General features: G+C 66.6%; 1 protein-coding gene and 1 pseudogene (1 of these 2 running past the window's edge). Both read right to left on the bottom strand.

The window, feature by feature from the left end:
* A pseudogene (locus ABZ942_RS40825) lies at positions 1 to 2,228 on the bottom strand (hypothetical protein); the annotation flags it as partial.
* 28 nt (positions 2,229 to 2,256) lie between these two features.
* Positions 2,257 to 18,661: the 3' portion of a C2 family cysteine protease gene (locus ABZ942_RS40820; protein WP_357391630.1), read on the bottom strand. 19,442 nt of this gene lie beyond the right edge of the window; 16,405 of the gene's 35,847 nt are visible here — the last part of the coding sequence; the start codon falls outside the window, past its right edge; the stop codon is at positions 2,257 to 2,259.

The raw sequence follows: 18,661 nt of genomic DNA, 5'->3' as shown, positions 1-18,661 counted from the left end.
GGTTCCGGCGGTTCCGGCGGTTCCGGCGGTTCCGGCGGTTCCGGCGGTTCCGGCGGTTCCGGCGGTTCCGGCGGTTCCGGCGGTTCCGGCGGTTCCGGCGGTTCCAGCGGATTGGGCGGGTGCGACGGCTTCGGCTGACCCCACGCCGCCGGGTCCGGCGCTGTCGGGGCGGTGTACGGGATGAGCTCCGGATTGTGGTGCTTGTACTGCTTCGGGCGGGTCTTGCCGCGCAGGTCGGTGGCCTTGGCCTGGTAGACCTCGGTGCCGGGTCCGCCGGTGCCGTACTCCTTGCCGATACGTTCGCTGCGCATCAGCGCCCGCTTCCACCAGGTGTTCTCGTCGGTGCCCGGTTGCGTGATCTTCCTGGCTTCACCGTCGGCCGTGCGGTTGATCGCCGCGCGGTTCATCCGCACCATGCGGTGGTCGTCGGCATGGCGCTGCGCCTGATCCGCCTGTCGTTGCAGGGCATCGGCGTCGGCCTGGTGATGATCCGCGATGCGCTGTGTTCGGCCTGCCTCCCGCTCGGCGGCGCTCAAGCCGCGCAACGCCTGCTCGTGCGCGCGCTGCGAATCGACGAGACGCCCTTGCAGTTGCTCGACTCGCTGTGGGTCGGGCGTCTGCGCCGTCCGCGCCGCGGCCAGCTGCCGTTCGGCGGCGTGCACTTGACGTTGTGCCTGCACAAGATTCGCCCGCGCTTCGCCGACCCGCCCCTCCCTCGCATCGGCCAGCGTCTGCTGTGCGGTGGCTTTTCGCTGCGCGGTGTCGGCGACATCCTGGGCCTGGTCGGCCGCCTGCTGCGTGGACGCGGCCCGTTCCGCGAACTCCCGGGCGCGGCCGGACATCCGTGCTGCCCACGGCGGCTGCCGGTCGGCGGACTCCACACCCGCCGGTTCACCGAGCGCCCGAGCTCGGGGGCGGTTCCCCGACGACTCGGCGGGCAATGCTCGGGCTCGCGACCGATTCCCTTGCGGCTCAGTGGGTTCGGCCTGCAATCGCGGCTGACGTGCACGTAACTCGCTGTGGTATCGGCGCAGATTCGCAGCATCCTGCCGGTCCAGCTCCGCGAGCCTGCGTTGCCGGGCGGCACCTGAACCTTCGACCGAGGATCGGTCCACCGGTGCGGGCCGCGTGACGGTGTCGTCTCCGGCGGCGCCGATGGCCTTGGCGACCCGGCTTGCGGGCGCGTAGACGTTGCCCTCGGCATCGAAGTGGAAGTGCCGAAGAAATCCGGTGCTCGCCGTACCGCGCGGCACCCGGTTCAGTTGGCACAGGCCGCGGGTCGCGCCGGGCACCGCACCGCGGAAGGCGCCACCGGCCATCGATGCGGCGAACCCGGAGCCGCTGAATCCGCTCTGCCAATCCCCGGTATTCAGCGCGGCCCCGACCGCGCCGCCGATAGTGCTCACTTCACCACCGAACGCGCCAATTGCCATGCCGCGCAGTGCTCCACCGGCCGGGCCGAGCTTATTGGTCAACCGGCCGATCGTGGTGTCGAAGGCGATGCCACCCCAGTGCGCGCCTGCCCGGCCCACCATGCCACCCAGGAACGACGAACCGAACGACAGCACCAACTCGTTGCTGTCGAAGTGTCGGCGGGTGTGCGCGGCCAGCTGGACGCCCTGGACGACCGCGTCCACGGCCACCGCCTGCGTGCCGGACACCACGCCCTTGACCGCATAGGTCGACAGATTCTTCACGACCAGCTTCGACCACGGCTTGCGGCCGACAGTTCCCAAGGCCCGCAACACCAACTGCTCGATCTTCTCGACCGTGAAGTCCTCGACCGCGCGCAGCGTCGACCGGGTACCCGCCACGGCCGCGGCCTCCAGCGCCGGAGCCGTCGGCGGAAACATCCACGCCCACATGATCTCCGCGGCGAGCAGTACGTAGGAGACGATCATCATCAGCTTCGCCTCCTGCACCGCGGTGCCGAAATCGAAGGCGGCATTACCGAGTTCGTCGAAATCGGCGGCCAGGGTCGCCAGTGACGCACCGCCGTGCAGCAGGCTGTCGAACAGCTCGGCGATCGCCTCCGCTCCGGCTCCCGCGGTGTAGGCCCTTGTCGCGTCCCGCTGCACCGCCGTCAACGGATCGACTTGAGCGGCAAGACCTTTCGCGGCATCGTTCCAGGCGTTGCCGATCGCGAACAGGAGATCCTCGTTTCCCTCCGGCGGGTCGATACCGACCAGCCAGCCGAGCCATTTCAGCTCGGGCGGGATCTCGATCATCGCGTGCGCACCCTCGTCCGTTCCGGTGTCACTCGCCGTCCTCCGTGCGATCGGTGCGCCGCCGTTTGACGTGGTCGGGACCGACGATATCGGTGGTCGGCGAACGTCCCTGGCGGCTACTCGGTTCCGACTCGCCGCCCGGCAGCTCGGTGCCCTGGATCGGGTGCTCGGTAGCGTCGCCGGTCGTGCTCGCGTTCCACCATTCGACGAACCCGCGCCGGTCGGCGAACTCCGCCTCGGCGGCCACGGTCTCGTCGTGCAACGCGTGGCGATACGCGCTCGCGAGCAGCCACGGCCAGATCGGCTGACCGGGGCCGGGCATTGGGCCCGCCGAGCCGGGGTGCATATCCCGGCCGGCCACGTACCGGATCGGGCCGCTGGCCACCTCCAGCAGGATCGCGTAATGGCCCGCGGTGGTCGGATCCGTCTCCGCGATAGCGTGTTCCGAGGTGAACAGGGTGTCGTCGCCCTCGTCGACAGCCTCGAGGATGTCGCTTCGCGCGGCACCGATCGGCGTGAATATCCGCCGGAGCCCCTCCGGGTTCCGGGTGGCGAATTCGCGCAGGATCTGGGCCAGCTGGGGGTCGCCCAGGTCGATGGGGACGTCGCCGGGCCGCGGGCCGGTCGCCGGATCCCAGAGCGGGCCGGGCAGCTCGCTCGGCGGGTGCAGTCCGACCGTCGCGGCCAGCTCGGCGCTGATCAACCATTCGTCGCGATCCGCGTCCCGGACCAGCACGTCGTCCTCACTCGACGTCACCTCGTACGAATCGCCATGAATCAGATACAGCGGGGCGGCTTCGCCACCGAGCTCGACGCGCCGCGCGTGCACGAGCTCGTGACCGGGCCAGAGAATACCGAGTGCGTCGGGCCGGGCGAAACTGCCGACGGCGGCCGTCACGAAACCTTCGGCGCGCAACTGCGCCAACGTCACCCGCCGGGTCTGCCCCTCCTGCTCGATCTCGACGAAGTCGACGACGCCGTCCGCGCGCTGGGCCACACCGGTCACCCCCGCCACCGTGTCCTGCTCCCAGCCCGCCCCGTGGTTCGCGAAGCGGAACCCGTCGCGCGCGAAGCGCACGAACTCGTCGCCGCGGCGCACGGAACGCACCGCGTCGGCCGGTAGGAAACTGTCCTCGCCGGGCAGCACGAATCCGGCGGCCGCCAGCTCGGCCGGCGTGACCCAGGCAGCGGTTCGCGCTTCGCCCTCCACCCGGACTCGGGACGGGAAGCCGTGCGGCCCAGCGTATTCCACTTCGACCACGGTCAGCAGCCGGTTGCCGACGGCCACGATCCGGGTGCCGTCCGCGGCCACGACGGCGGCCGTATCCCCGGTGTATCGCAGCCGCGGCTGTGCCCACTCCGTCTGCCTGGGCACCGTCCCGGCGGGCGGCACGAAGAACGGACGGTAGGGCTCGCCGACGAAGACCGGCGACTCGGGCCCGAACGGCTGGATCCCGCCTTCGACCTCGACTCGATTTCGCTCGTTTCCGAGGATCGTCGTTGCCGCGTCCCACCACGAAGGTGCCGGATCCGGCATATCCTGCGGTACCGCCCCCGAAATACCGGTACTCGCCTGGACGGCGCGGTGCGCCTCGAAGATCAGGTAGGGCCAGATCGGTCGCCCGCGCACGTACGGCAGATCGGTGAGACAGTCCACCGACACCCATCGCTCACCGACGCGGACCTCGACATGGCGGAATTGTCGGCGCTCAACGCCCTGCTCATCCAGCAACTCGGCCGCGGTCACCGGCGCTTGCGCATTATCGGCACCCGCGCCGCGGTGTGGCCGCAGCATCTGACTGACCCCGGTCAAGTCGCCACCGGTGATCGCTCGAATGGCGCTGATGGCCGGTCTCGGCAGCTGCATCAGGTCGTTGTTCAGGTCGTTGACCAAGTCTTGGGTGGTCCGAGTGAGCCCGCCCCACAGGGGGCCGTCGAGCACCCGAGGACGCTGCACTCCCAATTCCGCGGCCGCGCGCGAGTCTACCCACACCGACTCACCGTTTTCGCGGCGCACCAGGATGGCACCGAGGATATTGACGCGCGGCTCGACGGTAACTCGTTCGCCGACAGCGAATTTCACGGGGCCGCTCAGGCCCGGCACCGTCACGGACTCGATCCAGGAAAGCTGATACCCCGAGAAGGTGGTCGTTCCCCGGCTCGTGGTGGCCGGTCGATAACCGACCCGACTCAGTGTCTCTTCGGCCACATATCCGACGGCACCACCTGCCCCCTGGACCAATCGATAGAATTTCGCTTTCCCGTTGGAATCGAACTGCTTCCGTGACTCGTGCATACCCGCTTCGTGCCTGAAGAAGTTGCCCGGATGCGGTCGTATGAGCCGATTGTTCTGGGCGACAACAGCTCCGGTCGGCCGGATCCGTCGCTCCCACCGGCGTGGTATCACGTCATGGTCTTGCCACGAAAAACCCTGCTCGAGCACGTTCAGCGGTCGCATGCCGCCGTGCGGCTCGAACTGCTCTGGGCCACTCGAGCCCGGAGCGGGACGCAACCCCACCGCGGCGGCGGCATCGGCGGTCACCGACCACGCCAGGTCACCCTGACGCAACCACACCCACGTCCCACTCGAATCACCGTAAACCGGTTCGACGATGAACCGCATGCCCTCCTGTAGCACTATTTCCTGGTAGGCACCGCCATCCCGAGCACGGACAATCAACGTCGTCGGCGCACCACCGGGCAGCTGAACAAGAGAACCCGGACGATCCGGTACCGATACCGCGGCATTCGAGCCGATATCCATGCCATGGGTTGTCGAGGTGCCGACGGGGCGAGCGCGGGGCCGGTACCCGCTTCCCGCAAGCTCGGCAGGTGTTGCGATGGCCGTGTCGTCCAGAATATCCATTCCGTGGGTACCGGGACCGCTGCTCGACATCGTGTGGAACTGGTTGAATCGGCGCAACGGGACAACAGTTTCAGCTCCATGCGGATTACGGAGCACCATCGCATTCGGGCGCCTATTCGGGTTACGTCGAACCTCGCGCACCGTGTAGGCATGTCCCGGAAAAAGTTCGGTCTCCGGGTGTTTCGCGTCGTCGTCGAGCATAGTTTTGGTTGCCATCACCACGGTATCCCCCCGGTGCAGCGCGTAGTCGATTCGATCGGCGATCCAAGCCGCGATCGTGGTGTCGACCAACGCGACGTCGGATTCCCACGCCCGCATATGCCGGATCAACCGGCCCGTCCGCACCTCGAATTCGTCGTCCAGAAAGGTACGCAGGCCTGCGGGGCTGGTCACGTCGTCGCCCTCGGCCTGCGCCGCACGCCATCTCGGTCGCAGCTCATCCAGCGCATGCGCCATACCGGCGCCAACCCGATCCGCCAGCTCCGCACGGTCCAGGTTCATCGGACACGGGGTGTCGGGGTCTACCCACAGCAGGCTGAACGCCGCCGAGAAATACTCCCGAAGTATCGCTTCGGTACCGCGTTTCGTGCGGGGATCGATCTCATCGAACCACCTGTTCAACTCTTTCCGCGCCGCAGTCCGGTCCCCATGGTGTTTGCGCTGCAACTCTCTGTATTTCTTTTTTGCCGGTGCCCAGCTCCGGTTGCGCAGGTTCGCCAAACGGGCTCGCCACGCGGCTTCGGTCTCCAGCACAGCGTGGGCGAAGGCATCGCTACGAAGCAGCGTCGCCATGGCATCACGCCCAAGGGACATCGGATGCGCAAAGACGAAGTCATCGATACTGCGGCTCGGCTGAGTGCGCCCGGCGAATCCTGGTGCAGGCTCCGGCCGCAGGCTTGCTGCGGTGAGGCCAGGATGGCCGACGTGAATTCCCGCGTACCCTCGTTCACTGCCCTTGTGTACCGCCCACGCTTTCTCGATAACCGCAGCCCACAGTGGCTGGTTCGGCTCGTGCACGGCATACATCATGCTGCCGTCAGCATCCCGATAGAACTCACGATTCACCCGAATCCAACGCCAGCCGTCCGGCACACGAAACCGCACACTGAATGTATCGTCACTATGGTCGCGGATCATGCTCCTGATCCAGTCCGGATGTGCGTGCGCCAACCCGATCAAATCTGCGAGCAGATAACAATCCGCGAGCCCACCTTGCCGGACATCAGCTGGTCGCGGCCCGTTCGGACCGTACAGCGGTCCCGCTGCCCGGCCTACGATGAACGAGTCGTCGGCACCGGACAGCCATATCACCGGCTCCCACTCGGCGGAGTTCGACAGCTTGATCCGCAGCGCCTCCCCGGTATTCGTCATGGCCGCAGGTATCGACGGCGTCGAAAGCACCGGTCGGCCCTTGGTGCTGTGGATACGCCCGTAGCCGTTACTTTTCACCTGTAGCCGCATAACTTCGGGTGGATAGGAACTGCTGGCGAGTACCTCGAAGGTCAGCTTCGCCAGCCGCTTGTCCAGCTTCCGCGTCGAGCCATCGGGAAATTCGGCTGCATACCAGTCCGGATCCAGCTGCGGGTCTTTCACGCGCAACACGGTATTCAGCGGCATCCGAATCAAATTGCCATCGAGGTCCCGCAAGAACAAACCGTTCTCTTCGAGATCGACAGCAGCGGCAGGCATCTCGATCGGACCTGGTGCGTGGCTGACCGACTCCAAGAATCGCCACTCGTCAGCGGAAAGCCAGGCCGCTGTGATGGCGTCCTGTCCGGCGGATTCGCCGAGTTGGCCGGACGTGCCCTCAGGTAGTGCCGTCTCCCCGAACAAGACCGACAACTCATGCGCGGTGAACAGCGAATCTGCTACCTCGTCGGTTGTGGAAAGCTGTGCGGTGGCAACAGGTTCCGTGGCAGCGGGATAGGACAGGTCCAGATCCATGAAGTCCGGTGCGATGTCCGCGGGCGAATCGAGCTCATAGTCCATTCCGGTCGGCGACTCCGCTGCGTCCTGCGGCTGTTCGGTCATCCGGGAGTTCTCGATGCCGGCGATGGGCACCGCGTCCAGGCCGTGCATGCCGCGTGCGCCCGCGCCACTGGTGGAGAGGAAATCGAACTGGTTGAAATGACGCAGCGGCACGGTCGACTGACCGCCGTTCGGGTCGTGCAGCAGCACACCGGTCGGCTTACCGGTGGCGTCGCGTTCGACACGAACGACCGCGTACGCGTGTTGCGGGCTGAGCCCGCTGCCCACATGCCGGTTCCCGTCGGGCGTCCGGCGGGTGCCCAACGTCAGCATGTCCCTGCGCTGCAACGCATAGTCCAGCCGATCCGCAACCCAAGCCGCGATTCTGGTGTCCGCCAACGGTTCCGCGGATTCCCACGCGCCCATCTGCGCCGTCAGCCGGTCTGTCCACCGGTCGAAGTGCCCGTCCAGGAATGCCCGCAGACCCGCCGGACTGGTCACCTCGACGCCGTCGAGCCGTGCCGCCCGCCACGCCGGAGCCAGTTCGATCAGGGCATGCGCGATGCCGGCACCGACCCGCTCGGACAGCTCCGCGTGGCTCGATTCCATCGGATTCCGGGAGTCGCCCGTCTCCCACAAACGATCGAATGCCGCATCGAATCGGTGGCGAAGCAGTTGGGCGGTGCCGGTCGCGGTGCGCGGAGCGATGTCGCGCATCCATTGCCGGAAAGCTGTTGCCGCAGCGGCCTTGTCACCATCGTGCGCGTCGAGCAAACCCGCATGGTGGCGCACAGCCCGATCCCAGTTGTTCGCATCCGACCAGCCGACCAGAACGGTGCGCCACTCGGATTCGGCGTCCAACACGACGTGCGCGAAGCCGGCGCTGCCGAGCACCTCGGCCAGCGCGTCTCGGCTCATGGCCATCGGATGCGCGAAGCTCGGGTCGTCGACGCTACGGGTCGGCTGAACGCGTCCCGCGAAACCCGCGGCCGTCGCCGGGCGCAGCTGCGCGGCGGTGTCGCCCGCCCTACCGGCATCGATTCCGGCGTAACCCTGTTCGCCACCCCGGTGCACCGCCCACGCCTTCTCGATCACCGCGGGCCACAGCGGTTGGCCGGGCAGGTGCGCGGCGTAGCTCATCCGGCCGACCGAATCGGTGTAGAAGGTGCGGTCTACCGGCACCCACACCTCCTCGTCGCCGCGATAGAACCGCACCGACCAGGAGCCGTCCGGGTGCTCGACGATCATGTCCTCGATCAGGGTTGGATCCTGCTGCACCAGCGAGATCAGGTCGGCGTGCAGATAGCAGGTGCCGACATCGCCCTGCCGCACATCGGCTGCGGTCGGGCCGTCGGCACCGAACAGGCCACCGGCGACGGTCCGCTTGCTCGGCGTCATCCCCGCGTCGGCGGGCAGTGGGCGCCAGGCGGTCTCGGGGTTGGGATCGGCCGGATTACGCAGCGCCACACCAGGATAGGCAGGACCGTCCGGCCGCACCGGCATGATCGTCCCAGCGGCGAAGTACACGGCCACGCCATCGCCCCCGATGAGGACGGCTCCGGCATGCTTCGGCCGCAACAGCGAATGCTTCGCTGTCGAGACGGTGTCGAAGTGGCTCCCCAGCAGATCGAGGCGCACAACGCGCTCACCGGTCTCTTCGCCGAAATCTACTCGGCGCCAGTCATATCCGCCTTCGGAGGCCGCCGGGCCGACCAACCGGGGCTCGGCGCCCGCGAGCGACGCCACCACCAGGTTGCCCGCGCGGTCGGGGAAGATCAGGCGGTCCTGCGGGATACCTATTGCCGCCGGCGGCATGACGACCGCCGCCGCTGGGGCCGGCATGCTCGCTGCCGCGGGCGTCGGCTGCGCGGCCGCCACGAAACCGAGTCCTTCGGCGTCGACCACACCGGACGGATTTCCGGACCGGTCTTCGTCCGTGACCACGCTCGGATTGCCGGACCGGCCTATCTCCGTGACCACACTGGGATCGTCGGGCCGGTTGGTGTCCGTTGGCCCCTGCCCGTCCGGGCCGGTGAATACCTCGGACGTGTCCGTTCGGTCGGCGGCCGACTGTGTCGCGGACGCCGGTTCGGCGATCACTACATCGCTGAATTCCGCTGCGCGGATAAACGAATCCAACTCGGTGCGATACATCTCGGTGACCGCCGCGGAAACCGGGTCGAACACCCGGAAGCTGTCGCCGATGCGCAGGATCGCCGACGTGTTCTCGGCGCCGGGTCCGGTCAACCACATCCGCGTGCCCGTGGGCAGCTGTGCGAAATCGACTGCGGCCAAGGGCATCTGCCGCGCGGACGCGCCGAGACCGCGTTGCGCCCAGTCCACCCAGGCCCTTTCGCTGCCCGGAGTCAGCGCCTCGCCGTTGTGGTGGTACTGCTCGACGATGACGTCGACGGCTTCCTGCCGCTGCGCACGCGTCAGCGCCCGGAAGCCGAACGAACCCTGCGCTGGTGCGTTGTGCGACAACCAGTTCAGTGCCAGCCAACCGCCGAACCGGCCGACCGCCAGGTTGCCGGGGTGACGGGTCGGATTGATCAACGCGACCCATTCCCGCGCCTGCTCGCTGTCCGCCCACGAAGCGACCCGATCCGTGCCCACCGGTCGGCGCAACTCCAGGTACGGATTCTGCAATCGACGGCCAACCCAGTTCTGGACGCCGACCGTCGTCTGCTGGCCACCGATCCGGATGGTGACATCCTCGGAAGGATCCGGCACCGGCTGTTCATTCACCACGGCCGGGTCGGGCTGGTGTTCCGGTGCGGACGGCGCCGCGCTGGGGAAAAGGTACTCGTAGCCGGGAGGTTCCGGCAGATCCTCGTAGGCGGTCGGCTCCGTCAGATCCTCGTAGACGGGTAGCGGCTCCACCGCGGCGGCAACGGCTTCGGCCATCCCCATCGGGTCGACCGGCGCGAACTGATCGTGCGCCGATTCGGTGGCGGCAGCCGTGGGGACGACGATCACCGCGATACTGATCTCCCGACCGCCGGCATTCGACTCCAGCGTCGCGCTGTCCACGGTGCCGACCGCCCCGGTGTCGGGGTCGTACACCCGGAATCCGTCGGCGACTCGCACCACCGCCAACGTGTGCCGGGAACCGGACCCGGTCAGCCACATCCTGGAACCCACTGGCAGAGCGTCGAATTCGACATCCAGCCGGTCCATGACCTGCGCGGACGCGCCGAGGCACAGCTGCGCCCAACGCACCCACACCGTTTCGCTGCCGTCGCTGAGCGCCGCCCCACCCGGCAGCAGCCCGATGAGCGCATCAGCGGCCTCGTCTCGCTGCGCGGCGCTCAGCGCCGGGTAGCCGAACGGTTCCGCACCGGTCGAACCGTGCCGCAGCCAGTGCACCGCCAGCCAACCGCCGATTCGGCCGACCGGTTCGTAATCCGCGTCGGTCTCCGCCTCGAGGGCCGCGTTGATCTCCGGGTGGACCCAGGATCGCCGTCCATCCATGCGCACCAGGTACGGATTGTTTCCTGCTTGATCGGCCGAAGCATCATCGACCGTACTGTCGGGTTGCGACCACTGTTCATCGTCGAACTCGGAGAGGCCGTCGTGCGATGACAGTTCGTCGTCCATGTCGAACTGCTCGGGCTGCGGCAAGTTGTGCACGACGGTCGGCCGGTCGAGATCCTCGGCGAACTCCCGGAACTCGTCGAAGCTCTGCTCGAAGACAACGTGGCCGATGCTGTCGTCCGTCGGATGCGGTCCACGCATCTCGAAGGTGTTGTCCGGCCTGACTATTGCCGCCCAGATGCGCTCGCCGTCGAAGATCCATGCGCCGGTTCCCGGCGGATAGTCCGGACCCGCGGCGCGGAAATCGCTGATGTCGGAATCGACCCGCGCTGCGCCACCGAAGGCGGATTCCACCTGCGCCGACCAGGTGAAACGCGGGGCCTGCAGCGCCCCGGTGATCCGCTGCTCCAACTCGCTGTCGATGTTCATCGCACCGGCCGCTGCTCGCTGATCGTGCCACCAGCGCCAAGCCTGCGCGAACTGCTCTTGCTGTGCAAGTAGCTCGTCCGACTCCGACGACTCGTCGCTCGGCGTGCGAGTAGCCGGATCAGTAAGGCCCGCAATCTCATTCAGATTCGGCGCGGCGTTGACCGGCGCCGTGCCGGGATCGGGGGTGATTCGCGTGGCGGCGTGGTAGTGATCGCCGCCGTTGTGCACTCGCACCAGGACGTGCTCTGGTCCGGCCGCGGGGCCGAAGGCGGCTCGGCTTCCGTCCTGGTTCACCACGACGAGACGGAGTGCCAGCTCCTCGGCGGCGACGCGGACCAGCACATCCCCTGTCGCGCTATCCGATGTGCTGGAGTCGATGAAACTGTCGATCTGCAAATTCAACACCCATGGCAGCAATTGACGCATGCCGTTCAGTTCTTGCTCCAGCGCCGGAATACCAGGGTCGCCGGAATCCTGCTCGCGCAGCAGACGGAGCGCGTCGTCTTGTGCGCGGACCGTCGCGAGGACGTCATCGACCTCCGGGTTTCGTCCCGCGAGGAACTCGTCGTGCCGAGCCTTCAACGCCTCGATGATTCGGGAACGTATATCTCCGAATATCGGCCGGCCCGAGGCGACATTGATTGCCCAGAACAGCGAGTCCGAGCTCGCTGAAATCGGCGTTACCCGATACCCCGCGAGCGCCGCGGTTTGCAGCTCCGCAGGTTCGTAACCGGGTTTGAAAACGGGCCCGTGATCGACCTCGTCGTCGGATTCGCTGTCATAGTCAACGTATTCCGCCGGTGCTGCCGACGATTCATCGGCGTCGGCGGACGGCGCGAACGGGCGCCCGTAGTTGGGATTGGGGAAGTATTCGCCCACGGTCTTCGTGGATCGGTGAAAACGGAAGGCGCCGACAATGAATTCCCGTCGAATCCCGCCCGGCAGCGCTATCTCCTCCTCGCGATGAAAATCATGCGGAGCGGCGGACGCGTGCGTATCGGCATCGAGCAGCGCCAATGTTTCATTGACGTCGATTCCACCCGGAACGTTGATCTCGTAGATGTACGTGCGGGGGAATATCTTCCAGATATCCGCCCGCTTCGAGGTGCCGACGAAGATGGAATCCCTGTTGTTCAGGACATATCTCCGCAGATCGGTGAACTCCGGAATCGGCGGCGCGAATCCGTTGTCGAATATGTCGTGTGGCGACGAATTGCTGGCACGATACAGCGGCTCGCTGGTCGACCGCCAGACCACCTGGTCGACGCCGAGGTTCCGGAGATCGACGGTGGTGTCCACCGCGGCTTCCAGGCGGTTCGGCTCGGGCGCCTCGTAATCGGCGAGCGCATCCAGCGTGAAGAAGTCGGGTTCGGTGGGCGATGCCTCCGCGCCCGGCGAAGCAATCCGGTACGGGTCGGTCCCGGCCGGTTTGTGCGACTCTGTCGCCGGCGTGACAGTCGAAGACACCGGCGGTTTCGCTGCGCCGTAAGCAAATTGCGTACCTGTACCGCCGAGTCCGAGCAGGAAGAACTTGTTCAAGTGCTCGAAACCGACCCGCACAAGACCACCGGGACCATACTCGACACCTGGTTCCGGACTCAATACGTTCGGGTTTCGTCCCCATGGATTCTCCAGCTTCAAGGCGAGACTGCCATCGGCCCGGTCGTCCACACCGAGCAGCGAATACACATGATTTCCCACCAGTCCCGGATAGGTGTCGACATCCTCCGACTCGACACCGAAGCGCCGGGTTGTGATGGACAACGTGTCACCGCGATCGAGGAGGAACCGGATCAGGTCCGCGATGTGTCGCTGCAGCGTATTATCCGACAGCGGAGTCGAGATATCGAAAACCCCAAAATAATAACTTTCGACTGCAGCTATTTCGTGGATCCACTGCTGCCGCTCGACACCGGTGAGGTGCCGGCCCAGGAATTCCTGGAAATTGACCGGACTGTCGGTCATTCCGCGCTGTAGTTCCTGCTGCCATTCCGATTCCAGACCGCCGAGCCGTGCGGCGAAACCCGGATCCACGGTAACGCGGCCGGCGAGTGCCGGATCCGCCGCGATGCGGGCGGCAATCAGTTCGTGCAACGTGTCGGCGCCGAATGTCATCGGATGCAGAAACTCCGAGCTGATACTGCGCACCGGCTGGTGCAGACTATCGAATCCACCCGACTCGAACGGCGGCAGCAACTCCGCCAATGCCCGCCCGGCATTGCCGCCGTTTATATCGGCAAAATTGCCGCCCTTCCATACGGCGTACGCCTTCTCGATCAGCGCGGGCCACGCCGCATGCGTCGTATCGTGAGCCGCATAGATCATCCTCCCGTTCGCATCGATATACAGCTCCCGGGTGACCCGCACCCACCGCGGCGTGCCATTCTCGAAGAATCGCACCGAAACCGTGCCGTCCGGATTCTCGCGGATCATCTCTCGAATCCTCGCAGGATTACGCGCGGCAATACTCCGCAAGGGCGCAAGCAGATAACAATCGCCGGCCCGGCCCTGCGCCACGTCCCGCTGGACGGGCCCCCTCGGGCCGAACAATGGACCGGCCGCCTGACCCACCATTGCTGTGGATACGTTCGTTGCCGGCATCGTCGACACCGCAATCGAACTCGAATCGATCGGCGGTCCGAACGGGCGCACCGACACCACCGACTTGCCTGCGACGCTCTCGGTCAGAATCGAATATGCCTTATGCACCAGCGCGGGCCACAGCGCCTCGCCTGCCGCGTGGTCTATGTACAGCGGCTCGCCCGACGTCTGATCGTGAACCAAATCGCGATCGACCCGCACCCACTTCGGCGCACCATCGACGAAGAACCGCACCCCGACCGTGCCGTCGGAATACTCGTGCAGCATCCCCACCAGAGCCTGCGGATCCGCCTCGGCGATCGCGCGCAACGCGGACACCAGCGCGCCATTCACCCCGGCAGACCCGTCCCTCGGATCATCCACGCTCGGCGTCGGCCGACCATCGGTTGCCGAGAACAACGGGCCATCATGCGTGCGCACCGGCAGGCTCATACCCAGCGCGCGTCCGGCGGCCGCCGGGACCACGACCGAGGCCGTCTCGTGCTCGATCTCCCACCGGTCGACCGCGATCGGACGGATGAACACCCCGGTACTCTCGTACAGCTGTTTCGCGTTTCCGCTGGCGTCGGCGAACAGCAGCTGACTGAGCACGGGTTCGGCTTCCTGATCTTCGGATTCCTGATCTTCGAGATCACGGGCGGGTGTGCCGAGCCGCGAGCCATCCGGCTCGACTGCCCAGTCGAAGAAGGCGACGAGGCCCGCATTCACCCGGTGCACGGGGCCCGAACCCGAACCCGAACCCAGCTGGAGCGAGTACCCCTGCGCACCATCGGAACTCGGATCCAACCACCGCACGGTGTCACCCGGCTCGAGCACCAGGGCGTCACCGACCTCATCGATCACCACGATCTTCTCCGTGGCACCGATCATGCTCGGACGCTGGCCCACCCTCGTGTACTGCACCGCCAGGTCGGCAGGCACTACCGACGAGAACCTCGTCCGCCCGGCATACGGATCTCCGTTGCGCACCGGCACTGTCGCATCGTCGAACAACGAGGGCAGTCCGCTGTTTCCCCACAGCTCCCCGTTGCCATCGAGCTCGGTGAAGTACCCGGGACCAGCGCCTTCGTCGTCCACAGTGTGCAGGTCGCTGCCCTCGAAGCTCTCCGCGAATACCTGCCCTGCCAAAGCCTCCATAGCGTCGCGCGAGTCATAGATAAACGTCGGGTCACCGGCTAGTTCGGCAAAGCGTGCCAAACCGGCGAAATCCACCACGACCGCATCCCGACCCGGATCTGTGTCGGCCGGATTCGGATCGTGAATACGGAACATGCCACCCGGCAACACTATTGCCGCATAAATGCGCTCCCGGCCCAACAGCCATACCCTCGTTCCGCGCGGATAGTCCGGTCCCGCGAGACCGAAAGCTGCCATATCGTTGGCGACATGCGCGGCGGCCCCCAGCGCACGCCGCATCAGCGATACCTGTCTCGGCCGCAGTTGCCGCTCAGCGGCCGACCGCATTCCTTGCACCACCCGCTCGTCATCGGGTGCCATCGGGTACATCGAGGGAATCCGAGCACTCTGGTCACGCAACCAACGCCATGTTTGCGCGAACTGCCGACCGAGTTTCTCGGCGACGGCAGCGGGCGATGCCGTCGCGGACGATTCGACAGTCGCGGACGGCTGCTCGTGGCCGTCGTCATTCAGCGACGTCTGCGCGATGTCGGTGGGATCGGCGAGCAGAGTTTCCTCAGGTGCGGCTGCCGGAGTCGACATCGCGGACTGCGCACCGCCGCGCGACACCTGATGCCCCGAACCCGGAGCCACCGGCGGACGAACCTCCGCCGATACCGGCCCGAGCTCGCGACCATCCGACGCACTCGCGCCATCGATCATCTGCGGCCGATCAGCCCACGAACGGCCGGTCGTCCGCGCCTGGTCCGCGCTGGAACTACTGGTCGTCGGCTGCCGACGGTCGAGCGGAACCTCGCGGTGCCTGCGTGCGGGGCGCGGGATTCGGTGCCCGAAGATTCTTTCGACGAGCCGCGACCCTGCTGCCCTTCGTGCCCGAGGTCGAGCCCAATGGCGGAATACCGTCAGCTCGCGTGCGGCGATCAGATCACGTAATGCCTGCTCCCCCACCGTGATTCGACCACCGCCGACGGTCTCGAGCAGTAGCCGATGCTCGAGCACTACAGAGAACAGGTGGCGGCCCGTGTCACCCAGCAGCACCTGCTGACCGAGGTGCCCGGCCAGCCAGCGCAGCAGCGCCGGCGCGCCGTCGATCTGGTCCGCGATATCGACCAGCACGGCATCCGGTCGGAGTTCGTGTACGGCCGCCCAGCTCTGGCCTTCCCCCGCTGGGTAATCCGGTGGATTACCGACCTGGTCTTCGTTGCCTGCAGGCTCGACCTGCCCGAGCTCCTCGTTCGCGAGTTCGGCGGGCGCCGACTGCTCGACCTCGGTCTCCGGCGCCGGCGGCGCGTAGCGCGGCGCCGCCTCTTCGTCCGGCACGATCTCGGGCCGGGCGTCCATTCGACTGGCCCGATACTCGGTCAGCCGAAGCCGGCGGTACAGATCGACAATCCGGCCATTTTCTTGGTAGACAACACGATTGCTCGAATCCACCACCCAGGTCCGGCGGTCCGCGCCGACGAACGCCGTGAGCCAGTGCTGACCGTCCGCACCGAGCAGCAGCGCGCCGTCGGCGACATTCGACATCAACCAGGAATCGAAGTCCTCTGGATCGATGGGACCATCGAACTCCCGGTGGAATCCCAACGACTGTTCCGCACTGCGGAATTCCGCACCCGGCACCGGCTGTGCTTCTGGTTCGGCATCGGCCGCTCGCGGCGTACCCATCACATACTCGGTCAGCCCATGGACCCCGATCAGGTCGAAAAGGGTACGACCCGTCATATCGACCGGTACGCGATCGGCGAAGACCCGGAGGCTGCCATCCAATTCGTATGCGGCAGTGTACAAATGACTCTCTGCCGTCCCGAGCAACAACAATTCCGGGCCACGTAGCGCCAGCCAATCCGCCACCGGCGCAGTGTTGTACGCGGCGGCGGACGTGTCGGATATCGTCAGATCCCGGAAGTTCCCCTGCCGGTGCACCCTGCTCAGCATCGACCAGGCGGATTCCCGCCACGACCGCCCCTGCGGCAGGTAGGGCGTCAGATCGAATTCCCCGAACGTGCTGTACGGGTCCGCGGCATCGGCTCTCACCGTGTTGAAGTCGTCGCCGATCTGGAAGCCGGTGCCCAGGATCAGGCCACGGTCGAGGAGATGGGAAAGCACCACATCGGTCCGTGCCGCCCCGTTGAGCGTACCGGTCTGACCATCGGTCCACGAACGCACCGAGCCCCGACGGACCTCGACGTAACCATTGGCGAGTACCGGCTCCCCGCCGGCCAATGCGGCGAAGGTGGCGGGTCCGGCCGCGTCATCGACGACGCGCAGCTCACCGGCCGCGGTGAGCACCCACAGCCGGTAGTCGAAACCCGCGCGCCGGTTATCGACCGGCTGGAGCGTTTCCGCACCACGATTCGGGTAGTACAACCCGCCGTTCGGATGCACCCCGACGGCATACCTATGCAGCCGAGCGGCGTCGGGATGCGGTGTCGATCCGACTTGGTCGAGTACCGAGAACTGTTGCGGCACAAAGTTGATCGGCTGGAAGTCCGCAGTGTGGGGCACCGGCCAGGAGGCTTCGGAGATGTCCTCTTCGTCCTCGGCATAAGGACGGAATACGGTCAGGTTCGACGTCTGGATCAGCTCGCGCAGCCGCTGGCTGTCCACCTCGATCCAATGATCGATGGCCCCCACGTCACCGGGTTCTATGTTGGCAACCAAAAGTCGGCCGTGGTGCCACGTCGCCGCGAACTGCCATCCGTGCTCGTCGCCGAGCAACAGGTCTCGGTCGGGCACGGCCCTCAGCCAGGCCTCGACAGCGGGGTGACCGTCCGCGTCCGATGGGATGACGACCGGCCGTCCGACGGTCTCGCCCAGCATCGACCATTCGGATCTGGTCACGGTGGGACGCGCCAGCCCGACACTCTCGGCTACGGACCGTGTCATCGGCCAAGACGTCCCACCGTGTTCGACGATCACGCCATCCGCGTGGTCAGGATCCGTTCGGACGGTGTAACTCTGGCCGGGAAGCAGAAACTGCGTGCCGGTCGGTAGATCGACTGCGACCGCACGCACCAGGCCGTCCGCCGCCCGGAGTCCGGTATGCGCGCCGATCGGTTCGAGACGGCCATCCGCTTGCCGGACAACGAATCCCGCGGCGTGCAACACCGGTAGCTCGAGTCGCACCGGGCCGTACCCGCTCTCACCGGTTGGCCCGTCGATTCCATCGACCAGGATGGACTCGTCACTTCTGGAATCCTCGACAACGCTCAGGATCCGCCCGGCGAGCACAGCCAACTCGCCGTCAGGGGTGGGCAGAAAACCGTGCTCCGCACTCAGCATTACCGAATACGACGGATCGAGATCAGCCTGCGCACCATCGGTAGTGGCGAATACCTCAGCAGCGGTGACGGTTTCGGTGGCGGCGTCCGGCAAAGAGACGGTTTCGGCCGCGGTGGGGACGGGCTGCGCCATGAGGTCGGGCCCCGGCGGCCGGAGGCGGACATCGCCGACCGGCACCCGCTCGCCGCGCATGATCACCAGCGGCTGCCGATCCGGAACCAGCTCCGGCCAAGCCGTGGCGTCGGTGGTCAGCCCGAGCTGGAAGCGACCGTCCGCCAGCTCGGTTGCCACCACCCAATCGCTGGGACCGTAGAGGAAGACGGCCAGGCTCCCTGGCCGTATGTCCCGCGCGGCGAAGGAGTCGGGAGCGTAGGCCCGCGAGCGCGCGAACATCAACTGCAACCGGTCGATCGACTGTCCGACCATCACTCGAATGCCTTCCGGCATCGGGATATTCGGATCAACTACGTGCGGCGGGCCGTCCGCCACCACGGTGTCGGCGGCATTCTCGTCGGGTTGCCCTGACGCGTCCGGGGCGGTCTCGGTCGGTGCGGCGTAGGTGCGGAAAACGGACAGGTTCGCACGCTGGATCAGCTCGCTCAGCTGCCGC

This window comes from Nocardia sp. NPDC046473, from assembly GCF_040645995.1.
In the GTDB taxonomy this organism is placed as follows: domain Bacteria; phylum Actinomycetota; class Actinomycetes; order Mycobacteriales; family Mycobacteriaceae; genus Nocardia.
This window is presented reverse-complemented; position numbering and strand designations above follow the sequence as displayed.